The organism is Streptomyces sp. AHU1 (assembly GCF_045343905.1).
Lineage (GTDB): Bacteria > Actinomycetota > Actinomycetes > Streptomycetales > Streptomycetaceae > Streptomyces > Streptomyces triticiradicis.
The window spans coordinates 2,851,800-2,876,705 of record NZ_CP174283.1 but is presented as its reverse complement, the minus strand read 5'-3'; the positions used below and the strand labels follow the sequence as shown (position 1 = coordinate 2,876,705).

Annotated in this window: 21 protein-coding genes; 10 read left to right on the top strand and 11 right to left on the bottom strand. The window is 72.0% G+C overall.

What is annotated here, in order from left to right; translation table 11 throughout:
* Window positions 1-9 precede the first annotated feature (9 nt).
* On the bottom strand, window positions 10-705 hold the full coding sequence (locus ACICHK_RS13025) for a heme oxygenase (biliverdin-producing) (RefSeq protein ID WP_406837013.1): 696 nt from the start codon (window positions 703-705) through the stop codon (window positions 10-12).
* Window positions 706-904: 199 nt separating this feature from the next.
* Window positions 905-1,762: a type I methionyl aminopeptidase gene (map, locus tag ACICHK_RS13020; protein WP_151473236.1), complete on the bottom strand. Its 858-nt coding sequence runs from the start codon at window positions 1,760-1,762 to the stop codon at window positions 905-907.
* Window positions 1,763-1,820: 58 nt separating this feature from the next.
* On the opposite strand from map, the gene ACICHK_RS13015 reads away from it, so the two are divergent.
* Window positions 1,821-2,057, top strand: coding sequence for a hypothetical protein (locus tag ACICHK_RS13015; RefSeq protein WP_192582711.1), 237 nt, complete (start codon window positions 1,821-1,823; stop codon window positions 2,055-2,057).
* A gap of 308 nt (window positions 2,058-2,365) precedes the next feature.
* On the opposite strand, the gene ACICHK_RS13010 is transcribed toward ACICHK_RS13015, so the two are convergent.
* Window positions 2,366-2,968: a hypothetical protein gene (locus tag ACICHK_RS13010; protein ID WP_406837012.1), complete on the bottom strand. Its 603-nt coding sequence runs from the start codon at window positions 2,966-2,968 to the stop codon at window positions 2,366-2,368.
* Window positions 2,969-3,082: 114 nt separating this feature from the next.
* On the opposite strand from ACICHK_RS13010, the gene ACICHK_RS13005 reads away from it, so the two are divergent.
* The 3 genes from ACICHK_RS13005 (at window position 3,083) to ACICHK_RS12995 (ending at window position 5,233) form a co-directional block, all read left to right on the top strand.
* On the top strand, window positions 3,083-4,204 hold the full coding sequence (locus ACICHK_RS13005; RefSeq protein WP_406837011.1) for an exo-alpha-sialidase: 1,122 nt from the start codon (window positions 3,083-3,085) through the stop codon (window positions 4,202-4,204).
* A 68-nt stretch (window positions 4,205-4,272) separates the two neighbouring features.
* Window positions 4,273-4,977 carry an NADPH-dependent F420 reductase gene (gene npdG / locus ACICHK_RS13000; RefSeq protein WP_151473240.1) on the top strand — a complete coding sequence of 235 codons (705 nt, stop codon included), beginning with the start codon at window positions 4,273-4,275 and terminating at the stop codon, window positions 4,975-4,977.
* 94 nt (window positions 4,978-5,071) lie between these two features.
* Entirely contained in the window at window positions 5,072-5,233 is a 162-nt protein-coding gene (locus ACICHK_RS12995; RefSeq protein WP_192582712.1) for a hypothetical protein, read from the top strand.
* 37 nt (window positions 5,234-5,270) lie between these two features.
* Here ACICHK_RS12995 and ACICHK_RS12990 read toward each other — a convergent pair whose 3' ends face one another.
* On the bottom strand, window positions 5,271-6,068 hold the full coding sequence (locus ACICHK_RS12990; protein WP_406837010.1) for a site-2 protease family protein: 798 nt from the start codon (window positions 6,066-6,068) through the stop codon (window positions 5,271-5,273).
* A 114-nt stretch (window positions 6,069-6,182) separates the two neighbouring features.
* Between ACICHK_RS12990 and ACICHK_RS12985 the strand changes: the two genes are divergently transcribed.
* Together ACICHK_RS12985 and ACICHK_RS12980 are read left to right on the top strand one after the other, a co-directional pair.
* Window positions 6,183-6,752: a DUF6578 domain-containing protein gene (locus ACICHK_RS12985; RefSeq protein WP_406837009.1), complete on the top strand. Its 570-nt coding sequence runs from the start codon at window positions 6,183-6,185 to the stop codon at window positions 6,750-6,752.
* A gap of 14 nt (window positions 6,753-6,766) precedes the next feature.
* Window positions 6,767-10,450, top strand: a complete 3,684-nt coding sequence (locus ACICHK_RS12980) for an AfsR/SARP family transcriptional regulator (protein ID WP_406837008.1) — start codon at window positions 6,767-6,769, stop codon at window positions 10,448-10,450.
* A gap of 62 nt (window positions 10,451-10,512) precedes the next feature.
* On the opposite strand, the gene ACICHK_RS12975 is transcribed toward ACICHK_RS12980, so the two are convergent.
* From ACICHK_RS12975 to panB, 3 genes are all read right to left on the bottom strand, one after another.
* On the bottom strand, window positions 10,513-11,391 hold the full coding sequence (locus ACICHK_RS12975) for an ABC transporter permease (RefSeq protein ID WP_406837007.1): 879 nt from the start codon (window positions 11,389-11,391) through the stop codon (window positions 10,513-10,515).
* The gene (locus ACICHK_RS12970; RefSeq protein ID WP_406837006.1) at window positions 11,388-12,422 is read right to left on the bottom strand and encodes an ATP-binding cassette domain-containing protein; all 1,035 of its coding nucleotides are present in this window, start codon (window positions 12,420-12,422) and stop codon (window positions 11,388-11,390) included. Before ACICHK_RS12970 ends, ACICHK_RS12975 begins: the two co-directional genes overlap by 4 nt.
* 185 nt (window positions 12,423-12,607) lie before the next feature.
* Window positions 12,608-13,492: a 3-methyl-2-oxobutanoate hydroxymethyltransferase gene (gene panB, locus ACICHK_RS12965; RefSeq protein ID WP_151473246.1), complete on the bottom strand. Its 885-nt coding sequence runs from the start codon at window positions 13,490-13,492 to the stop codon at window positions 12,608-12,610.
* A 239-nt stretch (window positions 13,493-13,731) separates the two neighbouring features.
* On the opposite strand from panB, the gene ACICHK_RS12960 reads away from it, so the two are divergent.
* The 4 genes from ACICHK_RS12960 to ACICHK_RS12945 all read left to right on the top strand — a co-directional run bounded on the left by ACICHK_RS12960 (window position 13,732) and on the right by ACICHK_RS12945 (window position 18,744).
* Window positions 13,732-15,333, top strand: a complete 1,602-nt coding sequence (locus ACICHK_RS12960; RefSeq protein ID WP_406837005.1) for an MFS transporter — start codon at window positions 13,732-13,734, stop codon at window positions 15,331-15,333.
* 127 nt (window positions 15,334-15,460) lie between these two features.
* Window positions 15,461-16,081, top strand: coding sequence for a TetR/AcrR family transcriptional regulator (locus ACICHK_RS12955; protein ID WP_406837004.1), 621 nt, complete (start codon window positions 15,461-15,463; stop codon window positions 16,079-16,081).
* 200 nt (window positions 16,082-16,281) lie between these two features.
* Window positions 16,282-17,319 carry an endonuclease/exonuclease/phosphatase family protein gene (locus tag ACICHK_RS12950; RefSeq protein WP_406837003.1) on the top strand — a complete coding sequence of 346 codons (1,038 nt, stop codon included), beginning with the start codon at window positions 16,282-16,284 and terminating at the stop codon, window positions 17,317-17,319.
* Between the two features lie 201 nt (window positions 17,320-17,520).
* Window positions 17,521-18,744, top strand: coding sequence for an MFS transporter (locus ACICHK_RS12945; RefSeq protein WP_406837002.1), 1,224 nt, complete (start codon window positions 17,521-17,523; stop codon window positions 18,742-18,744).
* A 162-nt stretch (window positions 18,745-18,906) separates the two neighbouring features.
* Here ACICHK_RS12945 and ACICHK_RS12940 read toward each other — a convergent pair whose 3' ends face one another.
* The 4 genes from ACICHK_RS12940 to ACICHK_RS12925 all read right to left on the bottom strand — a co-directional run bounded on the left by ACICHK_RS12940 (window position 18,907) and on the right by ACICHK_RS12925 (window position 24,783).
* Complete coding sequence (locus ACICHK_RS12940; RefSeq protein ID WP_406837001.1) at window positions 18,907-20,979, bottom strand: NAD(+) synthase; 2,073 nt, start codon at window positions 20,977-20,979, stop codon at window positions 18,907-18,909.
* A gap of 168 nt (window positions 20,980-21,147) precedes the next feature.
* A complete protein-coding gene (locus tag ACICHK_RS12935; RefSeq protein ID WP_406837000.1) occupies window positions 21,148-23,088 on the bottom strand; it encodes a protease pro-enzyme activation domain-containing protein in 1,941 nt (646 codons plus the stop codon).
* 391 nt (window positions 23,089-23,479) lie between these two features.
* Window positions 23,480-24,115 (bottom strand): DUF305 domain-containing protein, encoded by a 636-nt coding sequence (locus ACICHK_RS12930; RefSeq protein WP_406836999.1) that lies wholly within the window; start codon window positions 24,113-24,115, stop codon window positions 23,480-23,482.
* Entirely contained in the window at window positions 24,112-24,783 is a 672-nt protein-coding gene (locus tag ACICHK_RS12925; protein WP_406836998.1) for a DUF3105 domain-containing protein, read from the bottom strand. The genes ACICHK_RS12930 and ACICHK_RS12925 overlap by 4 nt, the downstream gene beginning before the upstream one ends.
* Window positions 24,784-24,906: the final 123 nt, after the last annotated feature.

Below are 24,906 nucleotides of genomic sequence, written 5' to 3'. Positions count from 1 at the left end.
GGCGAACCTTCACGCGCTCAGCGGGAACTCCTCGCCCAGAGCCCTGAACACCCCGGTGTTCAACGCGAACGCCCGCTTGCACTCCGCCACGATCCGCTGCTTCTCCAGGTCGTCCGCCCGCACCCCGTCCAGCAGTTCGCGATAGCTCCGCTTGAACGCGGCGGGGTTGGAGATGTCCTCGAAGACGTAGAAGCGGACCCCGTCGCCCTTGCGGCTGAAGCCCCAGGTCTGCTCCGCCCTGCCGCGGATGATCTGGCCGCCGGAGAGGTCGCCCAGATAGCGCGTGTAGTGGTGGGCGACGTAGCCTCCCGGCCACTCGCGGGCGCACCGCGTGACCCGGTCCGCGTACGCGCGGGTCGCGGGCAGCGCGGTGAGCGTGTCCCGCCAGTCCGGGCCGCGCAGATGGGCGAGGTCGCGTTCGAGGGCGGCGCGGCGCAGCAGTTCGGGCCGCAGGAAGGGCCCGGCCACCGGATCGGCGGCCAGCCGCCCGGTCTCCGCCTCCAACGCCTCGTACACGAACCACAGTTGCTCGGTGTAGCGCGCGTACGCCTCGACGCCGAGCCGGCCGCCGAGCAGGTCGCTCATGAACGTCGAGGTCTCCGCCTCGGTGTGCGCTTCGTGCGACGCGGTGCGGATGAGCGTCGAGAACGGGGTGGCCGCGGGGCTCGCGGTGTCCGGCGTGCTCGTCGTGTCCGACGCGTTCATGGGGCCTCCGGAGCCGGTGGGGAAGGGTGGGGACCGTTGTGGGACCAGTCGGATCTTCTATGGTTAGCCTTACCTAAGTCAATAGCCTTCCCGACATCCTGTCGGTAAAACCGTACCCCGGTCACCGGCTCCTGCCACATGAAAAAACCCGCCCTGTGGACAGGGCGGGTTCAGCGGGTCCGGGACCTCCGGACAGGGCCTAGGGGAGGGTGAGGATCTCCGCGCCGCTCGCGGTGACGACGAGGGTGTGCTCGAACTGGGCCGTGCGCTTGCGGTCCTTCGTCACGACGGTCCACCCGTCGTCCCACATGTCGTAGTCGTGCGTGCCGAGCGTGAGCATGGGCTCGATGGTGAAGGTCATCCCGGGCTGCATGACGGTGGTCGCGTGCGGGTTGTCGTAGTGCGGGATGATCAGCCCGGAGTGGAACGAGGAGTTGATCCCGTGCCCGGTGAAGTCACGGACGACCCCGTACCCGAAGCGCTTCGCGTACGACTCGATGACCCGCCCGATGATGTTGATCTGGCGCCCCGGCCTGACCGCCTTGATCGCGCGGTCGAGCGACTCCCGGGTCCGCTCGACGAGCAGCCTCGACTCCTCGTCGACGTCGCCCACCAGGTAGGTCGCGTTGTTGTCGCCGTGCACACCGCCGATGTACGCCGTCACGTCCAGGTTCACGATGTCCCCGTCGCGCAGCACCGTGGAGTCGGGGATGCCGTGGCAGATGACCTCGTTGACCGATGTGCACAGCGACTTGGGGAAGCCGCGGTAGCCGAGGGTCGACGGGTAGGCGCCGTGGTCGCACATGTACGCGTGCGCCACCCGGTCCAGCTCGTCCGTCGTCACGCCCGGCGCGATGAGCTTCGCGGCCTCGGCCATCGCCTGCGCGGCGATCCGCCCGGCGACGCGCATCGCCTCGATCGTCTCGGGCGTCTGCACCTCCGGCCCGGTGTACGGCGTGGGGGCGGGCTTCCCGACGTACTCGGGACGCCTGATGTTTCCCGGCACGGAGCGGGTGGGAGAGAGCTCCCCTGGTACGAGCAGCGACTGGCCAGACATGGCAGCGAGTCTAACCAGCGGGCATGGGGGAACATGTCCTAGGCGAAAGGAGCTGGTGATGGCCCTGTTCAAGAAGCGGACGGTCGGCAAGCCCGGCGAGTGGTTCTACTGCCTGGAGCACAAGAAGGTCGAGGAGGGCCCCGAGTGCCCCGCCAAGGACCGCTTCGGTCCGTACGCCACCCGCGAGGAGGCCACGCACGCGATGGACCTCGCGCGGGAGCGGAACCTCGAATGGGAGACGGACCCGAAGTGGCACGACGCGTCGGGCAAGGCGCAGGGTCCCGAGAGCGGCTGAGGCGCCGGACGCCCGGGCGGACCGCCGCGCCGGCTCCCGGGGCGGCCGGGGACCGGGGTGCCGGGCGCCCGCGCGGGCCGTGGCGCGGGCCCCGGCCGGGACGCGACCAAGCGGGACCGGTTCGACCCGGCGGGACCGTCTGATCCGGCAGGGCCAGTCTGACCCGGGGCAGTCTGATCCGACGGGACCAGTCTGATCCGACGGGGCCGGCCTGATCCGACGGCCCCACCGGCGGCCGGTTCCCCCGGAACCGGGACCGCAGAAGGGCGACCCCACCCCCGGAGCCCCGTCGGCGCGGGCCGCGTCCGCTACCACCGGTACGACGGCGGGGCGGTGAGCCGGTCCGCGATGCGGGACAGACGGTCGCGGAGGCGGTGGCGGCCGCGGGGCGCGGGCAGCGCGTTCTCCCCGGCCGCCGCGCTGACCAGATGCTGCACGGTGTCGAGGTCGAGCTCGGGGTCCGGCGGCACCGCGAGCGACTCGTGGGCCAGCGCCGGCAGCTCGCCCTCCCCGTGGGACAGGGCCAGTACCGTCGCCCCGGCCCGCCGGGCGTCGTGCACCCGCTCCAGCAGCGCGGCCCCGGGCGCGTCCGGCGCCACCACGAGCAGGGTCTCCCCGCGCCGGGCCGCCTCGATCCGCCCGAGCCCCACCGTCAGGTGAGCCGGACCGGACTCCCGCGCCCCGTGCCGCACCAGCGTCGGCGACAGCTCCGGCGTCCCCGACCAGGCCGCCTCGTCCACCAGGTGCGCCGCGAGGTGCCAGGGTTCGTACGTCTCGGAACCGACCAGCAGCAACCCCCCGCCGTACGACACCACGGACCCCCGCAGGGTTCCCCCGAACCGTCTTGTCGCACCCAGCCATTCGGTCCCGGCGAGCACTTCGCGCAGCAACGCGACCCGTACGGCATCCATGGCCGCATCCTGCCGCAGTGAGCCACTCGTGACCCGGAGTTCACCGTGAATTCGCCCGAGTCGGGCAGAAGTCCGCACCGACGACCCCACAGCGACCGCAGCAGGGAGCCGGCCATGACACAGCCGAGCGCAGCGACCGGGACGGACACGGAGAGCGGCACCGGCACGGGGGTGAGCGTGCCCTTCCGCGCCGGGCGCGAGGGCTACGCCAGCTTCCGGATCCCCGCCGTCGTCGCCACCCGCACCGGCACCCTGCTGGCGTTCTGCGAGGGCCGGGTCGGCTCCGCGAAGGACCACGGACACATCGACATCGTGCTCAAGCGGTCCACGGACGGCGGCCGGACCTGGGGCCCCCTCCAGGTCGTCGCGAACAACGGGACCGACCTCGCCGGCAACCCGGCGCCCGTCACCCTCGACACCGGCCGCGTCCTGCTGGTCCACGTCCGCAGCGCGGCCTCCGCCACCGAGGACGCCCTCCTGCGCGGCAAGGTGAGGGCGGCCGACGGGCGGCGCGTGTGGGTGCAGCACAGCGACGACGAGGGACGCACCTGGTCGGCGCCCGAGGAGATCACCGCGCGGGTGAAGAAGACGGGCTGGCGCTGGTACGCCACGACCCCCGGACACGCCCTCCAGCTCCGCTCCGGCCGGGTGGTCGTCCCCGGCAACCACACCGTGGCGCCCACCGGCACCGACGACGGCACCGAGGCGAAGTACAACAGCGGCCACTGTCTGCTCAGCGACGACCGGGGCGCGACCTGGTACCTCGGCTACCTCGACGAGAACACCAACGGATACATCAACGTCAACGAGACCACCGCCGCCGAACTCCCCGACGGCCGCGTCTACTTCAACACTCGCAACGACTCCCCCTCGCCCGGCAACCGCGCCGACGCCCACTCCCTCGACGGCGGCAGGACCCTGGTCAGACCGTTCCGTCCGCAGGCCGGTCTGGTCACCCCGGTCGTCCAGGGCAGCCTGCTCCAGCTCCGCGACCCGGACCTGCTCCTGTACTCCGGGCCCGCGGACCCGGAGTTCCGCGCGCTGATGACGGTCCGCGCCTCGGCCGACGGCGGCACCACCTGGCGGTCCGCGCACACGGTGGACGGACTGCCCGCCGCGTACTCCGACCTGGTCCGCGTCGACACCGGGACGGTCGGACTCCTCTACGAGACGGGCGACTTCGGCGCGTACGAGACGATCACCTTCCGGCGCATCCCCGTGACCGCGCTCGGGTGACCGTCCTCACCCCGGGCACCCGGCCGCCCCGGGAGCCCCGCCGCGGTCCGCGCACGTACAGTCGGCCCATGACCTCTACTGACAGCGCACAGAAGGCCCCCGCCAAGGACCCCTGGGACCTGCCCGACGTGTCCGGGCTCGTCGTCGGCGTGCTCGGCGGCACCGGCCCGCAGGGCAAGGGCCTCGCCTACCGCCTGGCCAAGGCGGGACAGAAGGTGATCATCGGCTCGCGCGCCGCCGACCGCGCGCACGCCGCGGCCGAGGAGCTCGGCAACGGTGTGGAGGGCGCCGACAACGCGGAGACCGCGCGGCGCAGCGACATCGTGATCGTCGCCGTGCCCTGGGAGGGCCACGGCAAGACCCTGGAATCGCTGCGCGAGGAACTGGCCGGGAAGCTGGTCGTCGACTGCGTCAACCCGCTCGGCTTCGACAAGCAGGGCGCCTACGCGCTGAAGCCGGAGGAGGGCAGCGCCGCCGAACAGGCCGCCGCCCTGCTGCCCGGCTCCCGGGTCACCGCGGCCTTCCACCACCTCTCCGCCGTGCTGCTCGCGGACCCGGAGATCGAGGAGATCGACACCGATGTGATGGTCCTCGGCGAGGAGCGGGCCGACGTCGAGATCGTCCAGGCCCTCGCGGGCCGCATCCCCGGCATGCGGGGCGTGTTCTCCGGCCGCCTGCGCAACGCCCATCAGGTCGAGGCCCTGGTCGCCAACCTGATCTCGGTGAACCGCCGCTACAAGGCGCACGCGGGCCTGCGGGTGACGGACGTATAGGTCGCACGACGGACGTACGGGCCGGGTGACGGACGTACGGGCCGGGTGGGGGACACTGGTCGCGAAGCAGTGTCCCCCGACAGGAGCCGACCCCATGCCCCGCCTCGCTCTCTACGCCCTCGCCGTCTGTGTCCTCTCCGTGGCCGCGGCCGTCGTCTCCTTCGTCCAGGGGAGCTGGCTGGGCATCGTGTGGGTACTGCTGGCGGGCCTGTCGTCGAACATGACCTGGTACTACGTGCGGCGCGGCAGGGCGTAGCGGCCGGCCGGGACACCGGCCGGCGTCACCCGCCGGGTCACGACCCCAGACAGATGTCGTTGTCCGGCTCCCAGAAGCGGTAGAGCCACTGTCCGCAGTCGGCGTCACGGCCGTCGATGCCGAGGCCGCCCAGGACCGTGTCGATCAGGTGGAAGAACTCGCGGTTCACCGACGGGATCCACAGCAGCGCGAACACCGCGAGCAGGCCGAACGGCGCGAACGGTTCGACCTGGCGGCGGATGTCGTACGACAGCCACGGCTCGATCACCCCGTAGCCGTCCAGGCCCGGGACCGGCAGGGAGTTCAGGATGGCGGCCGTGACCTGGAGCAGCGCGAGGAACGCCAGCGCGTAGCGGAAGGCGGGCGGGACGCCGTCCAGGGCGCCCAGCCAGAACGGGGCCGTGCACACGACGGCGAACAGCACGTTCGTCAGCGGGCCCGCCGCCGAGATCAGGCTGTGCTTCCAGCGGCCGTGGATGCGGCCGCGCTCGATGAAGACCGCGCCGCCCGGCAGCCCGATCCCGCCCATGATCACGAAGATCACGGGCAGGACGATGCTCAGCAGGGCGTGGGTATAAGCGAGAGGGTTGAGGCTCAGATAACCCTTCGTGCCGACGGTGATATCGCCACTGTGTAGCGCGGTGCGGGCGTGCGCGTACTCGTGCAGACACAGCGAGACGATCCAGGCGGCCGTCACGAAGAGGAAGACGGCCACCCCGGGCTGCTCGGCGAACCCGGTCCAGGTCGCCCAGCCGGCCACCCCCATGACGGCGGCGATGCCGACGAAGACGGGACTGATCCTCCGGTCGCTGCGGCGGGTCGCGGCGGTGGTCATGGCGCTCCTGGGCTGGCTGGACTGACGACGGTGTGCTCGGGGCCTGCCCGACCGTACCGGGCTCATGCCGAAAACGTCTCGCGATCGGGTATCGGTTCCGGGAAGGCTGGGGGAATGGGACTGTGGCGGGTGTTCTACGCGGACTGGCAGATGGAGTGCTGCGGCACTCCCTTCTCGGTCGGGGACGAGGTGAGCTGGCCGCTCCTGCTGGACGAAGGGGGCGAGACGCTCGGCGGAGGCTGGTCCGGGGAGATCGGCGAGATCACGGCGACGGTGGAGCACGTGCGCGACGACGGAGCCGAGATCCGGGTGCTGCGCGCGGACGACGGCCTGGTCGTGGCCCTGGGCGCCGATCCCGAGGACGCCGATCCCGAGGACGACGCCCCCTCGGACGGTGTCTCCTCGGGTGGTGACGGGATGCGGCCGGGGCCCGGCCGACGGGTCACGAGGAGCGGTCTGCTCACCGTCGAGCGGCACGGGGCCCGGTGGCCCGAGACGACCGGCACGGTCCGTACGATCCATCTGGTGCACCAGGACTTCGCGGAGATCACGCCCGGCTCGCACACCCGGGAACCGGTGCCCGCGTCGCGCTCGTCGGAAGCCGTGGACCGCTGCCCCAAGTGGTTCGGTGAGGGCCGCGTCGGGGTCCTGGCCGAACTCCACGTACCCGGCCCCCGCCCCTGACGTCAGCGGAGACAATGGACCCCGTGCGCTATCGCATCCTCGGTACCACCCAGGCACTCCGCCCCGACGGCACGCCCGTCCCGGTCGGCGGGGCGCGGCTGCGCGCCCTGCTGACCGTCCTCGCGCTGCGGCCCGGACGGACCGTCTCCGCGGCCGTCCTGGTCGACGAGGTGTGGGACGGCGACCTGCCCGCGGACGCGCCCGGCGCGCTGCAGGCGCTGGTCGGGCGGCTGCGCAGGGCGCTCGGCGCGGACGCGGTGGAGTCGGTCGAGGGCGGCTACCGGCTGGCGGCGGCGTCCGACGACGTCGACCTGCACCGTTTCGAGCGGCTCGCGGGCGAGGGCATCCGCGCCCTCGCCGACGGCGACTCCGCCAAGGCGGCCGCCGCCCTGGACGACGCCCTCGCCCTGTGGCAGGGTCCGGCCCTCGCCGACCTCCCGGACCGCGCCGCCGAGTCGGCCCGCTGGGAGACCCGCCGTCTCGACGTCCGGCGCGCCAGGCTCGCCGCGGCCCTCGCCCTCGGCCACGCCGAACAGGTCCTGCCCGAGCTCACCGCCCTCTGCGACCTGCACCCGCTCGACGAGCCGCTGCACGTCCTGCGGCTGCGGGCGCTGCGCGACGCGGGCCGCCCCGCCGAGGCCCTCGCCGCCTACGAATCCGTCCGCGTGCTGCTCGCCGGCCGGCTGGGCTCGGACCCGGGCCCCGAACTGCGCGCCCTGCACGCGGAACTGCTGACCGGCCCCACGGGCGACTCCGGCTCCTGGAACGGCTCCGGCTCCCGGGACGCCTCCGAGCCGGGTCACGGCTCCGGGCACGGCTCAGGAATCCGGGAGGGGTACGGCCCCGGACCTCGGGACGGATCCAGGTCCGGGGCCGGCTCCGGCTCCCGGGACGGTTCCGGTCCTGGGTACGGCGCCGGCCCCCGGGGCGGCTCCGGCTCCGGGCCCCGGGACCGTTCCGGAGTCGGCGGGGCCGGTGTGCGGTCCGGCGGTGGAAGCCCGGTTTCCGGCAGCTCCGTGCCCGCCTCCGCCGACGGCGTCCTCCTCCCGGCCACGGAGACCGCGGCCCCGTTCGGAGACGCCGGCACCGCGGGTGCCGGACACCCGGACGCCGTCTCCGCCGAGGGCCCGGCGGCCCGCGTCGCCGGTGCCCCGGACGAGGCGTCCGCCTCCCGTACCCGCCCGGCGTCACCGCCGCCCGGCAACCTCCGTGCCCGGCTCACGTCCTTCGTGGGACGGGAGAAGGACATCGATGCCATCCGGGGCGATCTCTCGGCGTCCCGGCTCGTGACCCTGCTCGGCCCCGGCGGGGCGGGCAAGACACGGCTGTCGCAGGAGGCGGCCGAAGCCCTGGCCCCCGCCCCACGGGACGGGGTGTGGCTGGCCGAACTGGCCCCGGTGGACGACCCGAAGGCCGTGCCCGAGGCCGTGCTGACCGCCGTCGGCGCCCGCGAGACCGTGCTGCGCGGAGCCGGCGCCGAGGAGATGCGCGCCGTGGCCGACCGGCACGACGACCCGCTCACCCGGCTCGCCGAACACTGCGCCAAGCGCCGGATGCTGATCGTCCTCGACAACTGCGAGCACGTCGTCGACGCCGCCGCGCATCTCGCCGAGGCGCTGCTGGAGCGCTGTCCCGGAGTGACCGTGCTCGCCACCAGCCGTGAACCCCTCGGCGTACCGGGGGAGTTGCTGCGCCCGGTGGACCCGCTGCCGGAACCCTCCGCGCTGCGGCTGCTCGCCGACCGGGGAGCCGCCGCCAGGCCCGGCTTCCGTGTCGAGGACGACCCCGAGGCGGCGGCCGAGATCTGCCGGCGTCTCGACGGCCTCCCGCTCGCCATCGAACTCGCCGCCGCCCGGCTGCGGATGCTCACCCCGCGCCAGATCGCCGACCGGCTCGACGACCGGTTCCGGCTGCTGACCTCGGGCAGCCGCACCGTGCTGCCCCGGCAGCAGACCCTGCGCGCCGTCGTCGACTGGTCCTGGGACCTGCTGGACGAGGCCGAACGCGACACCCTGGGACGGCTGTCCGTGTTCGCGGGCGGCTGCGACCTCGCCGCCGCCGAGGCGGTGTGCGGCCCGGCGGCGCTGGACGCCCTCGGTTCGCTCGTCGACAAGTCCCTCGTCGTGGCGGCCCCTTCGGGCGAGGGGGACGCCGAGATGCGCTACCGGCTGCTGGAGACCGTCGCCGAGTACGCGCGCGAACGCCTGGAGGAGTCCGGCGCCCGCGGGGCCACCGAGCGCGCCCACCTCACGTACTACCGCGAACTCGCCCGCACCACTGACCCGTTGCTGCGCGGACCCGGGCAGCGTTCCGCGATCGACTTCATCGAGCGCGAGTACGAGAACCTGCGCACCGCCCTGCGGCACGCCGTTGCCGAACGCGACGAGCAGGAGGCGCTGTGCATGGTCCACTCGCTGGCCTGGTACTGGCAGATCCGTGACCAGCGCGTCGACGCCCGCGCCTGGTCCCTGGAGGTGATGGGCCTCGGTCCCGACCCCTTCGCCCCGCCCGTGCGCCCGGCCGCCGCGCTGTACGAGCGCTGCACGGACTTCCCGCCGCCGATGCGCGAGGAGGTACTGGAGGAGGCCCGGCGTGGTGTCCACCTCATCCACCTCGCCTACATGGACATGGACATGGGCGCCTGGCAGACCCCCCAGGCCCAGGAGAAGCTCCACGCGATCAGCATGACGTACGAGCCCGGCATGCCGCAGACCTGCCGGGCCCCCGGCTACCTCTGGTTCTACGCCGTGCTGCTCACCGGCACGATGGAGCGGTTCACCGAGGTGATCAACAAGACGGTCAGCACCTGCCGGGAACTCGGCTACGACTGGGAACTGGCCACCTCCCTGCAGATGCGTGCCAACATCCTCGCCAACCGCGCCGACATGGCGGGCGACGCCACCGTGGACGCCGACGAGGCACTGGAGCTCTTCGGGCGCATCGGGGACGCCTGGGGCGCCGCCGAATCGCTCTCCGCGCGCGGGGAGGCCCATGAGCGCAAGGGCGACTTCCGGGCCGCCGCCGCGGACTACGCGGAGGCGGCGGAGTACGCCGAGCGGCTGGGCGCACGCGCCCAAACAGCGGTGCTCAACGTCCGGCTCGGCAGCATGTACATGGAACTGGGGGAGGCCGAGCGGGGCGAGCGGATGATCCGCGACGTCCTCGCGACCGGGCACGGTGCCCACAACGAGGCCATGCCGGCGGCCCACCTCTTCCTCGCGACCTGGCTCGGCCGCACCGGCCGGACCGACGAGGCGCGCGAGCAGATACGGCTGCTCCGCCAGGACTTCGGGGCCGCTTCCTTCGTCCTGTTCGACGGGTTCATGCTCGGTGTGGAGGCCTGGCTGGACGCGATCGACGGGCAGTGCGAGAGCGCCCTGGACAAGGTGCGCCGAGCACTGGGCGCCGTCGACCGGCTGTCGCGGATGATCGCGCCGCACATGCCCTCCGCCCATCTGATGACGGCGGCCATCGCCCTGAACGGCCTGGACGGCGGCGGGCGCGCGACGGACGCGGCCCGGCTCCTCGGCGCCGCGGACGCCCTGCTGCCGCCGGGCCACGTCCCCAATCCCATGGAGGTGGAGGTGCGTGAGCAGGCCGAGTCGGGCGCGCGTGCCCTGCTCGACGACGCGGCGTACGAGGCGGCGTACGCGGAGGGCGGCGGCCTCTCCCTGGAGGAGGCCGCCGCCCTCGTCTGAGGCGCGGACGCGAACCGGCCCGTCCCGGCCCCGCCGACGGGGGCCGGGCCGTACGCCGGGGGTCAGCTCTTGGTGCGGAACTTGTGGATGGCGATGGGCGCCATCACCACGGTGAGGCCCAGCGACCAGGCGAGTGTCACCCACAGGCCGTGCTCGACCGGACCGCCCACCATCAGCCCGCGTGCCGCGTCCGCGAGGGAGGACAGCGGGTTGTACTCGGTGAAGTTCTGCAGCCAGCCCGGCATCGACTTGGTCGGCGCGAAGATCGAGGAGCCGAACTGGAGCGGCATCAGCACCAGGAAGCCCATCGCCTGCACGGACTGCGCGCTCTTCATGATCACGCCGAGGGTGAGGAACACCCACATCAGGGCCGAGCCGAAGACCGCGGACAGGCCCACGGAGGCGAACAGACCGGGCCAGTTGGTGATGTGGAAGCCCACCAGGACACCGACGACCATGAGGACCGCGGTCGCGATCAGCATCCGCATCAGCTCGACCGCGATCTTGGCGAACAGCACCGAGCCGCGCCCGATCGGCAGGGACCGGAACCGGTCCATGACACCGGAGTTGAAGTCGGTGTTGAAGCCGGTGCCCACTCCCTGGGCCATGTTCATGCCCATCATGGCCATCAGGCCGGGCACGACGTACTGCACGTACCGCTCCTGGCCGCCGCCCAGGGACTGGCCGATGGAGCCGCCGAAGACGTAGACGAACAGCAGCGTGAAGATGACCGGGAACAGGATCGCGTCGAACATCGACTCCGGGTCCTGGCGGATCCACAGCAGGTTGCGGCGGATCAGCGCGCCGGTGTGCCTCAGGTGCGCGCGCGGCGAGATGCGGGGGTCGGCCTTGACGGCGAGGGGGGCTTCGGCGGCAGAAGGGAGGTGTGCGGCGGAGCCGCCCTTTGGAAGGGTGGTGGTGGGCGACGGGCGGGCGCTCATGCGGAGACCTCCTCGTAGGCGCGGGCGGGCTTCTCGTCCTGCGGGGCACTGGCCTTGTGGCCGGTGAGGGAGAGGAACACCTCGTCCAGACTGGGCAGTTCGGTGGAGATGGAGGCGATCGTGATGCCGCGCGCGGTGACCGCGCCGACCACGGCGGTGAGCTGCTCGTCGCCGAGGATCGGGACCAGCACGCTGCCGGTCTCGCCGTCCACGGTCGTCGTGGCGAGGCCGGTGAGCCCCAGCTCGTCGAACATGGCGGCCAGCGGGCGCAGTTGCAGCGGATCCGCCGGGCGGATCCGCAGCGTCCGGCCGCCGACGCGCGCCTTCAGCTCGTCGATCCGGCCGCCGGCGATGACCTTGCCGCGGTCGATGACCGTCAGCTCGGAGGCGAGCTGCTCGGCCTCCTCCATGTACTGGGTGGTGAGCAGCACGGTGACGCCGTCGGCGACCATGCGCTTGACCTCCTGCCACACCTCGTTGCGGGTGCGCGGGTCGAGGCCGGTCGTCGGCTCGTCCAGGTACAGCACGGCCGGCTTGCCGATCATCGAGGCGGCGAGGTCGAGCCGGCGGCGCATGCCGCCGGAGTACGTGGAGGCCGGGCGCTTGGCGGCCTCGGTGAGGGAGAAGCGCTCCAGGAGCTCGTCGGCGCGCCGGCGGGCCTCCTTGCGGGGCAGGTCGAGCAGCCGCCCGATCATGTAGAGGTTCTCCCAGCCGGGGAGCTTCTCGTCGACCGAGGCGTACTGGCCGGTGAGGCCTATCACCCGGCGCAGCTGCCGGGGCTGCTTCAGCACGTCGAAGCCGGCGACCGTGGCCGTTCCGGCGTCGGGGGTGATGAGGGTGGACAGGCAGCGGACGAGGGTGGTCTTGCCGGCGCCGTTGGGGCCCAGGACTCCGAGGACGGTGCCCTCGCGCACGTCCAGGTCGACCCCGTCCAGCGCCTTGGTCTCGCCGTAGTGCTTGACCAGCCCCCGTACGGTGACGGCGCTGCGGCCGGTCGCAGCTTGCCGGGGCGTGTTGTCGATTCGCGTCATGCCCCTCAAGGTGCCAGCCGCCACCGACAGACGACCGACAGGCCGCCTACAGGATCCGACCGTTACCGATAGGTCGCCGACAGTCGACCGACAGCGTGCCCGAAACGGCGACAACCCGCCGACGGGGGAAGATCGGCGGGTTGTCCCTGGTGCCGCAGTGGCTCAGTGGCTGGTGCCGCGGTGGCTCAGTGGACGGAGTGCTCCTCCAGCGGGAACGTCCCGCCGACGACGTCCTCGGCGAACGCCTTCGCCGCGTCGCCCATGACACGGCGCAGGTCGGCGTACTGCTTGACGAACTTGGGCACCCTGCCGCCGGTCAGACCGAGCATGTCGGTCCACACCAGGACCTGCGCGTCGGTCTCGGAGCCCGCTCCGATGCCGACGGTCGGGATGTGCAGGGTGCGCGTGACCTCGGCGGCGAGCTCCGCCGGGACCAGTTCGAGGACGACGGCGAAGGCGCCCGCGTCCTGGACCGCCTTGGCGTCCCGCAGCAGCTGGTGCGCGGCCTCCTCGCCCCGGCCCTGGACGCGGTAGCCCATGGCGTTCACGGACTGCGGGGTCAGGCCGATGTGCGCCATCACCGGGATGCCGGACTCCACCAGCAGCTCGATCTGACGGTGCGAGCGCTCGCCGCCCTCCAGTTTCACCGCGCCCACCCCGGCCTCCTTGACCAGGCGGGTCGCCGAGCGCAGCGCCTGCACCGGACCTTCCTGGTAGGACCCGAAGGGCAGGTCGCCGACGATCAGGGCCCGGCTGGTGCCCCGGACGACCGCGGCGGACAGCATGGTCATCTCGTCCATGGTCACCGGGACGGTCGTCTCGTACCCCAGGTGGCAGTTGCCGGCCGAGTCGCCGACGAGCATGACCGGGATGCCGGCCTCGTCGAAGACGGACGCGGTCATCGCGTCGTAGGCGGTGAGCATGGGCCACTTCTCGCCGCGCTCCTTGGCGGCGGTGATGTCGCGCACCGTGATACGGCGGGTGCTCTTGCCCCCGTACAGCGCCTTGCTGCCGGTGGCCTTGAGGGCACCCTCCGCAGGCTGCTTCTGGGCAGCCGAAAGCTGCGTCATCGCAACGGCTCCTTATGTCATCTCGAGGCACCCTGACGGCGTCCCCGGATCACCTCCATGGTGGCACCTCGTGCTGTGCGCGGCTAGAGCCGGCCCGCCGGACCCGGTGTCGTTCCCGCCACGTCCCCGGCCCCGTCCCGCCCGCCTCGGTCCAGGGTCCTAGGTCCCTTCTTAAGTTCTCCGTAAAGCCTTTCCGATACGAGACGGTGCCGTATCGAATCGACCTTAGGCTGGTCGCCATGACAACTTCCGCTCCTCCGCTCGACCGACGAGTGCCCGAGGCGGTGCACCGGCGCCGCTGGGCGATCCTCGGCGTGCTCATGCTCAGCCTGCTGATCGTGGTGCTCGACAACTCCATCCTGAACGTCGCGATCAAGACGATCTCGACCCCGGCGCCCACCGGACTCGGCGCCACCCAGGGTGAGCTGGAGTGGGCCATCAACGCCTACACCCTCGTCTTCGCCGGCCTCCTGTTCACCGCGGGTCTCCTCGGCGACCGGCTCGGCCGCAAGAAGGTGCTGCTCGCCGGTCTCGCCGTCTTCGGCGCCGGTTCCGCGCTGGCCGCCGAGTCCGGCTCGCCGGTCCAACTCATCGCGTTCCGCGCGGTGATGGGCCTCGGCGCCGCCTTCGTGATGCCCGCCACCCTCGCCGTCCTGATGAACGTCTTCGAGCGCGACGAGCAGCCCAAGGCCATCGGCATCTGGGCCGGCGGCGTCGGCCTCGCCATCGCGATCGGCCCGATCACCGGCGGCGTGCTCCTCGACCACTTCTGGTGGGGCTCGGTCTTCCTGATCAACGTGCCCATCGTGGTCCTCGCGATCGGCCTGATGATCTGGCTGGTCCCCGACTCCCGCGACCCCGCCCCGGGCCGCCTGGACCCGGTCGGCGTGGTCCTCTCCGTCATCGGTCTCGTCCTGCTCGTCTACGGCATCATCAAGGGCGGCCAGCTCGCCGACTTCACCGACTCGCAGGTCCTCGCGACGACCGGCGCCGGCCTCGTCGTCCTCGTCGGCTTCGTGCTGTTCGAGAAGCGCAGCGACCACCCGTCCATCGACGTCACGTACTTCCAGAACAAGGTCTTCTCGGCGGCGATCTCGGCCATCGCGCTCGTGTTCTTCGCGCTCATGGGCGTGACCTTCTTCTCCGTCTTCTACACCCAGAGCGTGCGGGGCTACTCGCCGCTGCAGACCGGTCTGCTGATGCTCCCGCTGGCCGTGGCCCAGCTGATCTTCGCGCCGCGCGCGCGGCTGGTCGTCGACCGCTTCGGCAACCGCGCCACCTGCACGGCCGGCCTGATCGTCATCGCCGCGACGCTGGCCGCGTTCGCCACACTGGAGGCGGACACCCCGATCTGGATCCTGGAGGTCGTCTTCTTCCTGATGGGCACCGGCATGGCGCACATCATGACCCCGACCAGCGTCGTCATCATGCAGGCGCTGCCGCGCGAGAAGGCCGGCTCCGCGTCCGCGCTGAGCAACACCTTCCGCCAGGTCGGCGGCGCCCTCGGCATCGCCGTCCTCGGCTCCGTGCTCTCCACCGCCTACCGCAACGGCATCGACGACAAGCTCGCCCTCGTCCCGGCCCCGCTGCGGCACACCGCGGGCGAGTCCATCGAGGCCACCCTCGGCGTCGCCGCCAAGCTGGGCCCGCAGGGCAAGGCCCTCGTCACCCCGGCCCACGACGCCTTCCTGCACGCGATGCACGTCACCGCCCTGTGCGGCGCGGGCGTCGCGGTCATCGGCGCGGTGATCGTCGCCCTGTTCCTGCCCGGCCGCCCCGCGGCCCCGCAGGAGAGCGGCGACGAGGCCGAGCTGGTGACGGCCGACCTCGGACAGGACTGACACCGGCGTACGCGACCGTGGGCACCCCCGACCGGGGTGCCCACGGCGGACACGTCGCACCGAGTGTCCGCGGCCGCCGTGAACGGGGAAGAATGGCACCTGGTCAACGATGGGAACGGAGTTCGACGTGAGCCTCGCGGACAGCCGAGACAGGCAGGTGTGCCCCGGCCGGGGGCGTCCCCGCAGCGAGGCGGTGGAACGCGCCATCATCGAGGGCGTGATGAAGCTCCTGGAGGACGGGGTCCCGCTCGCGGACATCTCCATCGAGCGTCTGGCGCGCACCGCCGGAGTCGGCAAGGCGACGATCTACCGCCGCTGGAGCGGCAAGGAGGAACTCTTCGTCGACGTCCTGCGCGGCGCCGAACCCGCCGACCCCGAACTCCCCGGCGCCTCCCTGCGCGACGACCTCGTCGTCCTGCTGGAGTCACTGCGCCGGCGCGGTCTGGTCAACCGCTCGTCGGCGATCCTGCACAACGTCTACGCCCAGATGAAGTCCAGCCCCAGGCTGTGGGCCGCGTACGAGGCCACGGTCATAGAGCCGCGTCGCCAACAGGGCTACGAAGTGCTGCGCCGCGGACAGGGGAACGGCGAACTCCGCGACGACGTCGACATCGAGCTGCTCTACGACATGTTCGTCGGCCCCATGCTCGTCCGCTCCGTCATGCGCCCGGACGCCGAACTCCCGGAGGACCTCGCCGAACGGCTCGTCGACACGCTGCTGGAGGGCCTGCGCCCCGTCCGGCCATGACGCGAACCGTTTCTGACGGCGTGAATGTGCGTGTTCCGTCACAGAAGCCGCACCTCGTGCCAGGATGCGGAACTCCGGGCGCGGAGTTGTACGTCCCCTTGCCTGTACGGCCGTCCCGGACGGCGAGAAAGACACCGGACATCCCCTAGGGTCGTAGCCGAGGGGCAGTAGGTGTGCACGGCATTTTGTGAGGCGACGGTATGGCGCAGGCGTATATGACGGAGACGGGCAGCGACGGCCGGGGGCCGGAGCGCAGAGAGTCCCGTATCCGACGCCTGCTCGACGGCTGGCGTGCCGACCGTGGCATCTGGCGGCGCGGACTGGTCCTCGCCGCGCTCGCGCTGCTGCTCGCCCTGGTGATGCTGACGCACGGGCGGATCCCGAACCGGATCGGCAACCTCGGCAGCCTCACCGAGACGTTCCTGCCGTGGCTCGGGGTGTCCATCCCGGTCCTGCTGGTCCTCGCCCTCGTGCGGAAGTCCGCGAGCGCGCTGATCGCCGTGCTGCTGTCCGGCGCGGTCTGGCTGAACCTCTTCGGCGGACTGCTCACCGACAAGACCGGCGCGGACGGCGACCTGACCGTCGCCACCCACAACGTCAACGCCGACAATCCGGACCCGTCCGGCACCGCCCGGGACGTGGCCGCCTCCGGCGCCGACGTGCTCGCCCTGGAGGAGCTGACGGCGTCGGCGGTGCCGGTGTACGAGAAGGCGCTGGCCTCGACGTACAAGTACCACTCGGTCCAGGGCACCGTCGGGCTGTGGAGCAAGTACCCGCTCGGTGACGTCCGGCCGGTGGACATCAAGCTGGGCTGGACGCGCGCCATGCGGGCGACCGTGACGGCGCCGGCCGGCCCCGTCGCGGTGTACGTGGCCCATCTGCCCTCGGTGCGGGTGAAGATGAAGGCCGGGTTCACCGCCCGGCAGCGCGACAAGAGCGCGAACGCGCTGGGCGAGGCGATCGCCGACGAGTCCCTGAAGCAGGTCGTCCTGCTCGGTGACCTCAACGGCACGATGAACGACCGGGCGCTGAACGCGGTCACCTCGCAGATGCGTTCCGCGCAGGGCGCGGCGGGCAGCGGCTTCGGGTTCAGCTGGCCGGCCTCGTTCCCGATGGCCCGGATCGACCAGATCATGGTCAAGGGCATCGAGCCGGTGACCTCCTGGACCCTGCCGGCCACCGGCAGCGACCACCTCCCGGTCGCGGCCCGCGTCAAGGTGGACGCCACCGCGTCGTAATCCGCCCGGAACCGCCTTTCAACCTCCCGGAATACTGGATCGAGCAGACTTTGTTCACCGGCTAAACTTAATAGGCCGGTGCCCGACCGACCGCTCCCGCGCACTCGCCGTGCGCGGGAGTGCCCGTACCCGCGCGTGTTCCCGCACACCGCGCGCCGGTACGGAGTCCCGCTCGCTCCCAGCTCCTTCGAAAGGCATCTCATGCCCCTGGCCCTGCTCGCGCTCGCCGTCGGCGCCTTCGGCATCGGAACCACCGAGTTCGCCATGATGGGCCTGCTGCCCGACGTCGCCGGCGACCTCGGCATATCCATCCCGTCCGCCGGACATCTCGTCTCCGCCTACGCGCTCGGCGTCGTCGTCGGCGCCCCGCTCCTCGCCGCGGCCACCTCCCGCATGCCCCGGCGCACCGTCCTCATCGCCCTGATGGGCCTGTTCGTCGCGGGCAACGCGCTCTCCGCGCTCGCCCCCGACGAGAACTGGCTGCTCGCCGCCCGCTTCCTCAGCGGACTGCCGCACGGCGCCTTCTTCGGCGTCGGCGCCGTCGTGGCCACCGGCCTGGTCACCCCCGAGCGCAAGGCCCGCTCCGTGTCGCTGATGTTCCTCGGCCTGACCGTCGCCAACATCGCCGGTGTCCCGGCCGCCACCCTCGTGGGACAGCACCTGGGCTGGCGGGCCACCTTCCTCGGGGTGAGCGCGATCGGGATCGCCGCCGTCGTCTCGCTGTTCCTGCTGATCCCGCGGACCCCCGGACCCGTCCCCGGCGGCGGTCTGCGCGGCGAACTCGCCGCCCTGCGCCCGCTGCCCGTCTGGCTCGCCCTCGGCACGACGGTCGCCGGCTTCGCGGCCCTCTTCGCCGCCTACAGCTACATCGCGCCCATGCTCACCGACGCCGCCGGATACGGCGAGGGCAGTGTCACGCCGCTGCTCGCGCTGTTCGGCGTCGGCGCGACGGCGGGCAACCTCCTCGGCGGGCGGCTCGCGGACCACGCGATGCGCCGCACCCTGTTCGGGGGCCTGGCCTCGCTGGTGGTCGTGCTGGCCGCCTTCCCGGTGCTGATGCGCACGCAGTGGAGCGCGGCGGCGGCGGTGCTGCTGCTCGGCACGGCCGCCTTCGTCACCGGCTCGCCCCTGCAGCTGATGGTCATGGAGAAGGCCGCCGCCGCGCCCTCCCTCGCCTCCTCCGCCAACCAGGCCGCGTTCAACCTGGCCAACGCGGGCGGCGCGTGGACCGGCGGGCTCGCCCTGGCGGCCGGCTTCGGCGCCACCTCCCCGGCGCTCGCCGGAGCCGCCCTGGCCGTGCTCGGCTTGGCCGTCGCGGGGGTGGCGTACGGCGTCGACCGCCGCCGAGCGGCCCTCGGTGCGGGCACCTCCGGCCGTCTCGTGGCCGCTCACGTGCCCGTGCCGCCGGAGCGCGTACGCCGGTGACGGGCCCGGCGGCCGCCGGAGCGGGGTCCGCGGTCCCGGAGGCCGGGGCGGGTGGTGCCGTCCGCGCGCCGGGACCGCGCCGCACGAAGCGGCCGGTCCGGAGCGCGCGGGTCGTCGCCACGCACGTACCCGGCCGGCCGGAGGCGCTGCGCCGCTGAACCGTCAGTCCGCGGACGCGCCCTCGTCCTCGCCCTCCGGAAGGTCGAAGCGGGCCAGGTCGCGCAGCCAGGCTCGGGCCGAACCGTCGGACGGCGCGCGCCAGTCGCCGCGCGGCGAGAGCGAACCGCCCGCCGAGACCTTCGGCCCGTTGGGCATGGCCGAGCGCTTGAACTGTGCGAACCCGAAGAAGCGGCGGCAGAACACGTCCAGCCAGCGCCGGATCTCCGGCAGGTCGTAGGCGACGCGCTCGGCCTCGGGGAAGCCAGGCGGCCAGGCGCCCGCGTCCGGGTCGTGCCACGCGTGCCAGGCCAGGAAGGCGATCTTCGACGGCCGGAAGCCGTAGCGCAGCACGTGGAAGAGGGTGAAGTCGTGCAGCGCGTACGGGCCGATCTTCGACTCGGTGGACTGCAGCTCCTCGCCCGGTACGAGCTCCGGGCTGATCTCCGTGTCGAGGATCGCGGCGAGGGTGCGGTCGGTGTCCTCGTCGAACTGGTGGCTGCCGATGACCCAGCGGATCAGGTGCTGGATCAGCGTCTTCGGCACGCCCGAGTTGACGTTGTAGTGGCTCATCTGGTCGCCGACGCCGTACGTGGACCAGCCGAGCGCCAGCTCCGAGAGGTCGCCGGTCCCGAGCACGATGCCGCCGCGCTGGTTGGCCAGCCGGAACAGGTAGTCGGTGCGCAGTCCGGCCTGCACGTTCTCGAACGTGACGTCGTAGACGGGCTCGCCGGAGGCGAAGGGGTGGCCCATCTCCTGAAGCATCAGCCGGGCGGTCGGCGTGATGTCCAGCTCGGCCGCGGTGACGCCGAGGGAGCGCATCAGCTCGTGCGCGTTGCCCTTGGTGTGGTCGCTGGTGGCGAAGCCGGGCAGGGTCCAGGCCAGGATGTCGCTGCGCGGCCGGCCCGCCCGGTCCATCGCGCGGGCGGCGACGATCAGCGCGTGCGTGGAGTCGAGACCGCCGGACACCCCGATGACCACCTTCGGGCCACCGATCGCCTGGAGCCGCTGCTGGAGCCCCGCGACCTGGATGTTGTAGGCCTCGTAGCAGTCCTGGGCCAGCCGGTCGGGATCCGCGGGCACGAACGGGAAGCGCTCGATGCGGCGCCGCAGGCCCAGGTCCCCGCTCGGCGGGTCGAGCCGGAAGGACAGGGTCCGGAAGTCGGCGGTGCGGGCGGCGTGGGTGCGCCGGTTGTCGTCGAAACTGCCCATCCGGAGCCGCTCCTGCCGCAGCAGGTCGAGGTCGACGTCCGCCACGGAGAACTGGTCGTCGAGCGGGAAGCGGCCGGACTCGGCCAGCAGCGCCCCGTTCTCGTAGACCATGGTCTGTCCGTCCCAGGACAGGTCCGTGGTCGACTCGCCCAGTCCGGCCGCCGAGTAGACGTACGCGGCGATGCAGCGCGAGGACGCCGAGCGGCACATCAGCTTGCGGTCCTCGGCGCGGCCGACGGTGATCGGGCTGCCGGAGAGGTTGGCGAGGACGGTGGCACCCGCGAGGGCCGCCTCGGCGCTCGGCGGCACCGGCACCCACATGTCCTCGCAGATCTCCGCGTGCAGCACCAGGCCCGGTACGTCCTCGGCGGCGAACAGGAGGTCCACCCCGAACGGCACGGACGCGCCGCCGACCAGGATCGTGCCGCCGCGCTCGTCGTCGCCCGCGGCGATCTGCCGGCGTTCGTAGAACTCCCGGTAGTTCGGCGGGTACGACTTGGGCACGACACCGAGGACCCGGCCGCGGTGCACGACCACCGCGCAGTTGTAGACCCGGTTGCGGTGGCGCAGCGGGGCGCCCACGACGAGGACCGGCAGGAGTTCGGCCGACCCCGCCACCACCGTCCCGAGCGCCTCCTCGACCTGGTCGAGGAGCACGTCCTGGAGCAGCAGGTCCTCGATCGAGTAGCCGCACAGCCCCATCTCCGGGAAGACGGCGACGGCGACGCCCTCCCCGGCACACCTGCGCGCCTGGCGCAGGACGGCCTCGGCGTTGGCGGGCGGGTCCGCGATGACGGTGTGGCCCGTGCAGGCGGCGACGCGTGCGAAGCCGTGCTGATAGAGCGACCGGAAGTTCAGAGCAGGCACCCGGCCAGTGTAATCGTCAGAGCGACGCGATGGGGTGGCCGGGGTGCGCGGCGAGCCGTCCTCGGCGGTGGGCACCCGGTGCCGGGGCGTGCCGGGCGGGGAGCGACGGAGAACGAGCGGTGCGCCCGGCTCCGCGGGGAGCCGGGCGCACCGTCCGTGAGGCGTCGGTCAGCGACGGCTGAACGACTCGACGTAGCCCGGGGCGGGCGAACCCACACCGGTGACGTCGTCGTAGCCCTTCACGGCCTTCAGCGAGCTGTCCTCGCCGAGGCTGCGGACCGAGGTGGCCAGACCGTCGGCGGCGTCGAAGCCGTTGACGAAGTCGACGCGGGCCACGGCGTAGTGCTTGCCGCCGGGCGTGTCGGTCACGTCGTGGTACGCCTTCGAACCGGCCTTGGCGTAGATCGACGGGTTGGCGAAACCGATCGCCTTGCCGCCGCGCGCCTCCTGGGCGAGGGCCTGGACGGCCGCGATCACCGGAGCGGCGAGCGAGGTGCCGCCGATGCGGTACTCGCTGTACTGCTCGGTCCCGTCCGGGAAGGTCTGCGTCTGGCCGACGCGGAAACCGGTGTTGGGGTCGGCGATCGCCGCGATGTCCGGGACGACCCGGTTGCCCGCCGCGTTGTTGGCCTTGGCCAGCGCGTTCGGGACGACGCCCTTCTGGTAGTAGGGCTGCGCCACGGTCTTGCTGGTGCCGCCGCCGGCACCCGAGGTGAACGCGCCCGGGAACCCGGTCCAGCTCTTGCCGTCCGCGGACAGCGAGGCCTTCTCGGTGCCCCAGCCGGTCTCCCACAGGTACGTGTCGCCCTTGCCGACCGCCAGCGAGGTACCGCCGACCGCCGTCACCCACGCCGAGTTGGCCGGGGTGTCGACCTGCTTCGTGCCGGTGTTGGCGACCTCGTCGCCGTCGTCACCGGAGGAGAAGTAGAAGCCGATGCCCTCGACCGCTCCGAACTGGAACGTCTGGTCGTAGGCGGCGGCCAGGTCCGGGGTCTGGTTGGCCTCGATGTCGCCCCACGAGTTGGAGACGATGTCGGCCAGGTGCCCGTCGACGATCTTGTTGAGCGAGTCGAGCAGGTCGTCGTCGTAGCAGGAGGCGGCACCCACGTACGTGATGCTCGCGCCCGGCGCGACGGCGTGCACGGCCTCGACGTCGAGGGTCTCCTCGCCGTACCAGCCGGCCGCTCCGCACTCCTCGGTCTTCGTGTACTTCTTGGGCAGCACCTGACGGAGCTGACCGCTGGAGTACTGCGCGTCACCGTGCTTGGAGGCGTAGGTGGCCGCGTCGAAGGCGATGGTCGGCGAGGCGTACGCGTCGGTGATGGCGACCCGCACGTTCTTGCCGGTGCGCTTGCCCGCTCCGTACGCCGCACGCAGCTGCTTGCCGGTGTAGCCCTGGACCGCGTACGGGATCTTCGTCCCGTAGGCGTCCGGCAGGGTGCTCGCGATGTTCGAGCCGTAGTACGAGGAGAACGGCCCGGAGTTCTTGAACACCGCGTCCGGAGGCGGCAGTTGATCGGCGTGCCGCGCCTTGTGCGGGGCGTTGTCCAGGCCGGTGACGGTCAGGACGGCGCCGTTCAGGGCGGCGGGCGCGGAAGCCGTCCTCGACGGCGCCCGGTAGACCTTGCTGCCCTTGGTGTAGTTGTGGAGCTGGGTGCCGAACGCCTTCTCGGCGGCGGCGACGTCACCGGTGACGGAGACGTAGTGCTGCGTCGTTCCGGTGACCTCCAGGCCCGCCGACCTCAGCCAGGTGGTCACCGCGGTGACCTGGGCCTTGGTGGCGCCGAAACGCGCCTGCGCCTTCTTGGCGCTGAGGTACTTCCCGTACGAAGCCGAGTGCGGGTCGGACACGGCCCTGGCGTACGCCGCCAGGCCCTTGGCGTCCCGTCCGGCGAGGTACACCCGGGCCGAGACCTGGGAGCTGTCGGAAGCCGCTCCCTTGTCCGCGTGGGCGGTGGCCCACGCGGGCTTGGTGCCCGCGAGCGTGACCCGGCTCGGGCCGTCCGCGGCGGACGCCGCGGGTATGCCGAGCGCCAGCGCGCCGGCGAGCAGGGGCAGGGTCGCCGCCAAGCTCACTCCGGCGCGCGCGGTGGCGCGGTTGGATCTCATAGAACCCCCTGCGATGCGATTCGTCGCATGTAGTGGTTGCGGTGATCCACGCGAAAGCCCCACGTCCTGCCGGAGCGTGAGGAATGGATCACAGATGGGGGCCACTCTTACGGTGAACCGTTCATGCCAGGGGAATGAACAACCCAAGGAAAGGCCAAGTGGCAGCGATTAGCTGTCATTTGGGGTGGTTTGATGTGCACCCTCGCACATATTCGAGGGTTTTCCCTCTGTATCGATCCGAACTCTGTAAAGAGGGCGCCGAGTTCTGTAAGCGGATCGAGTCCCCGGCCGCAGGAGCCGGGGCGGGAACGGGACCGTGGGAAGAAGCGGAACGGGTCCGGGGCGACGCCCGGACCCGTTCCGCACTCCCGTTCCTCCGACCGGACAGGTCCTAGTCGCGCGCCTTCGCGCCCCGCGCCTTCAGCATGTCCGCCATCAGCTTGATCTCCGACTGCTGGGCGTCGACCATGCCCTGCGCGAGCCGTTTCTCCACGCCGACCGTGCACTTGGCGACACAGCCCTCGGCCATGTGGATGCCGCCCTTGTGGTGGTCGGTCATCAGCTGGAGGTAGAAGACCTCGGCCTGCTTCCCGTCGAGGGTGCCGAGCCGCTTCATCTCGGTGTTCGTGGCCATGCCCGGCATCAGCGAACCGTCCTTGCCGGACGCCATGTCACCCATGCCCATCCAGGTCATCGGCGGGTCCGCGGACACCTTCGGCAGCTCCCACAGGTCGAGCCAGCCGAGCAGCATGCCGCGCTGGTTGGCCTGCGTCTGCGCGATGTCGTACGCGAGACGCCGTACCTCCACGTTCTTCGTGCGGTCCCGCACGATGTACGACATCTCGACGGCCTGCTGGTGGTGGACGGCCATGTCCCGGGCGAAGCCCGCGTCCGCGGAGCCGGCGGAAGGCGCCCGCGTCCCGGAGCCGGATCCGGAGTCGTCGCCGTCGGCGGCCGCGTACGTGATCGCCCCGGCCGCGACGAGCACCGTCGCCGCGGCACCCGCGATCCACCCGACGTGCCTCACTGGGAAAGGCCGTTGGTGCAGGCCGCGCCCGGCTCGGGGGTCTGCTTGCCCTGCACGAACTCGGCGAGGAACGCGTCGACGTTCTTGTCGTCCGCGCCGGTCACCGAGCGCTGCTTGCCCCAGGCGCTCAGCATGATCGGGTCCTTCTGGTCCTCGACCGGGCTCATCAGCGTGTACGGGGTCTTCCTGACCTTGGCGGCGAGCGCCTTCACGTCGGCCTCGGGCGCCTTGCTGTTGTACGTCACCCAGACGGCGCCGTGCTCCAGGGAGTGCACGGCGTTCATGGGGTTGACGGCCTTGGTGTAGACGTCGCCGTTGCAGTTCATCCAGACCTGGAGGTGGTCACCGCCCACCGGCGGCTCCATCGCGTACGTCACGGTCTTCGTGACGTGGTTGCGCGTCAGCGCGCCCTTCCAGGACTTCACCCCGTCCGCGCCCGTGACGAAGTGCCCCGACGCCTGCTTGGAGTCGCTCGCCGTGGCCTTCCCGCCGTCGTCCGACTGCGACCGGGCGATCGCGACACCACCGGCCACGAGGCCGGCGACGGCGACCGTGCTGGCCGCGATCACGAGGAACCGGTTGCGCCGCTCGCGGGCGCGCTCGGCACGGCGCAGCTCCTCGACGCGCTCCTTGCGCGATCCGGTGCTGGTGTTCTTGGCGGAACCCATGGTGAGTCCTTATGGGGGATGGGACGGTCGGGTCCGCTGATCGTAAACGGGAAGAGGGGGACATGGCGGAGAGGGCACGGAATTGGCCCGGAGTGTGCGGGATCGGCCGAAGAGGAAGGGGGT

Excerpts from the sequence above, each read along its gene's own strand:
- ACICHK_RS12960 (WP_406837005.1), top strand. The coding sequence starts at position 13,732 with ATGACAACTTCCGCTCCTCCGCTCGACCGACGAGTGCCCGAGGCGGTG.
- ACICHK_RS12925 (WP_406836998.1), bottom strand. The coding sequence starts at position 24,783 with ATGGGTTCCGCCAAGAACACCAGCACCGGATCGCGCAAGGAGCGCGTC.
- ACICHK_RS12950 (WP_406837003.1), top strand. The coding sequence starts at position 16,282 with ATGGCGCAGGCGTATATGACGGAGACGGGCAGCGACGGCCGGGGGCCG.
- ACICHK_RS12935 (WP_406837000.1), bottom strand. The coding sequence starts at position 23,088 with ATGAGATCCAACCGCGCCACCGCGCGCGCCGGAGTGAGCTTGGCGGCG.
- map (WP_151473236.1), bottom strand. The coding sequence starts at position 1,762 with ATGTCTGGCCAGTCGCTGCTCGTACCAGGGGAGCTCTCTCCCACCCGC.
- ACICHK_RS13015 (WP_192582711.1), top strand. The coding sequence starts at position 1,821 with ATGGCCCTGTTCAAGAAGCGGACGGTCGGCAAGCCCGGCGAGTGGTTC.
- ACICHK_RS12995 (WP_192582712.1), top strand. The coding sequence starts at position 5,072 with ATGCCCCGCCTCGCTCTCTACGCCCTCGCCGTCTGTGTCCTCTCCGTG.
- ACICHK_RS12945 (WP_406837002.1), top strand. The coding sequence starts at position 17,521 with ATGCCCCTGGCCCTGCTCGCGCTCGCCGTCGGCGCCTTCGGCATCGGA.
- ACICHK_RS12985 (WP_406837009.1), top strand. The coding sequence starts at position 6,183 with ATGGGACTGTGGCGGGTGTTCTACGCGGACTGGCAGATGGAGTGCTGC.
- panB (WP_151473246.1), bottom strand. The coding sequence starts at position 13,492 with ATGACGCAGCTTTCGGCTGCCCAGAAGCAGCCTGCGGAGGGTGCCCTC.
- ACICHK_RS12980 (WP_406837008.1), top strand. The coding sequence starts at position 6,767 with ATGGACCCCGTGCGCTATCGCATCCTCGGTACCACCCAGGCACTCCGC.
- npdG (WP_151473240.1), top strand. The coding sequence starts at position 4,273 with ATGACCTCTACTGACAGCGCACAGAAGGCCCCCGCCAAGGACCCCTGG.
- ACICHK_RS12975 (WP_406837007.1), bottom strand. The coding sequence starts at position 11,391 with ATGAGCGCCCGCCCGTCGCCCACCACCACCCTTCCAAAGGGCGGCTCC.
- ACICHK_RS13010 (WP_406837012.1), bottom strand. The coding sequence starts at position 2,968 with ATGGATGCCGTACGGGTCGCGTTGCTGCGCGAAGTGCTCGCCGGGACC.
- ACICHK_RS13025 (WP_406837013.1), bottom strand. The coding sequence starts at position 705 with ATGAACGCGTCGGACACGACGAGCACGCCGGACACCGCGAGCCCCGCG.
- ACICHK_RS12970 (WP_406837006.1), bottom strand. The coding sequence starts at position 12,422 with ATGACGCGAATCGACAACACGCCCCGGCAAGCTGCGACCGGCCGCAGC.
- ACICHK_RS12990 (WP_406837010.1), bottom strand. The coding sequence starts at position 6,068 with ATGACCACCGCCGCGACCCGCCGCAGCGACCGGAGGATCAGTCCCGTC.
- ACICHK_RS13005 (WP_406837011.1), top strand. The coding sequence starts at position 3,083 with ATGACACAGCCGAGCGCAGCGACCGGGACGGACACGGAGAGCGGCACC.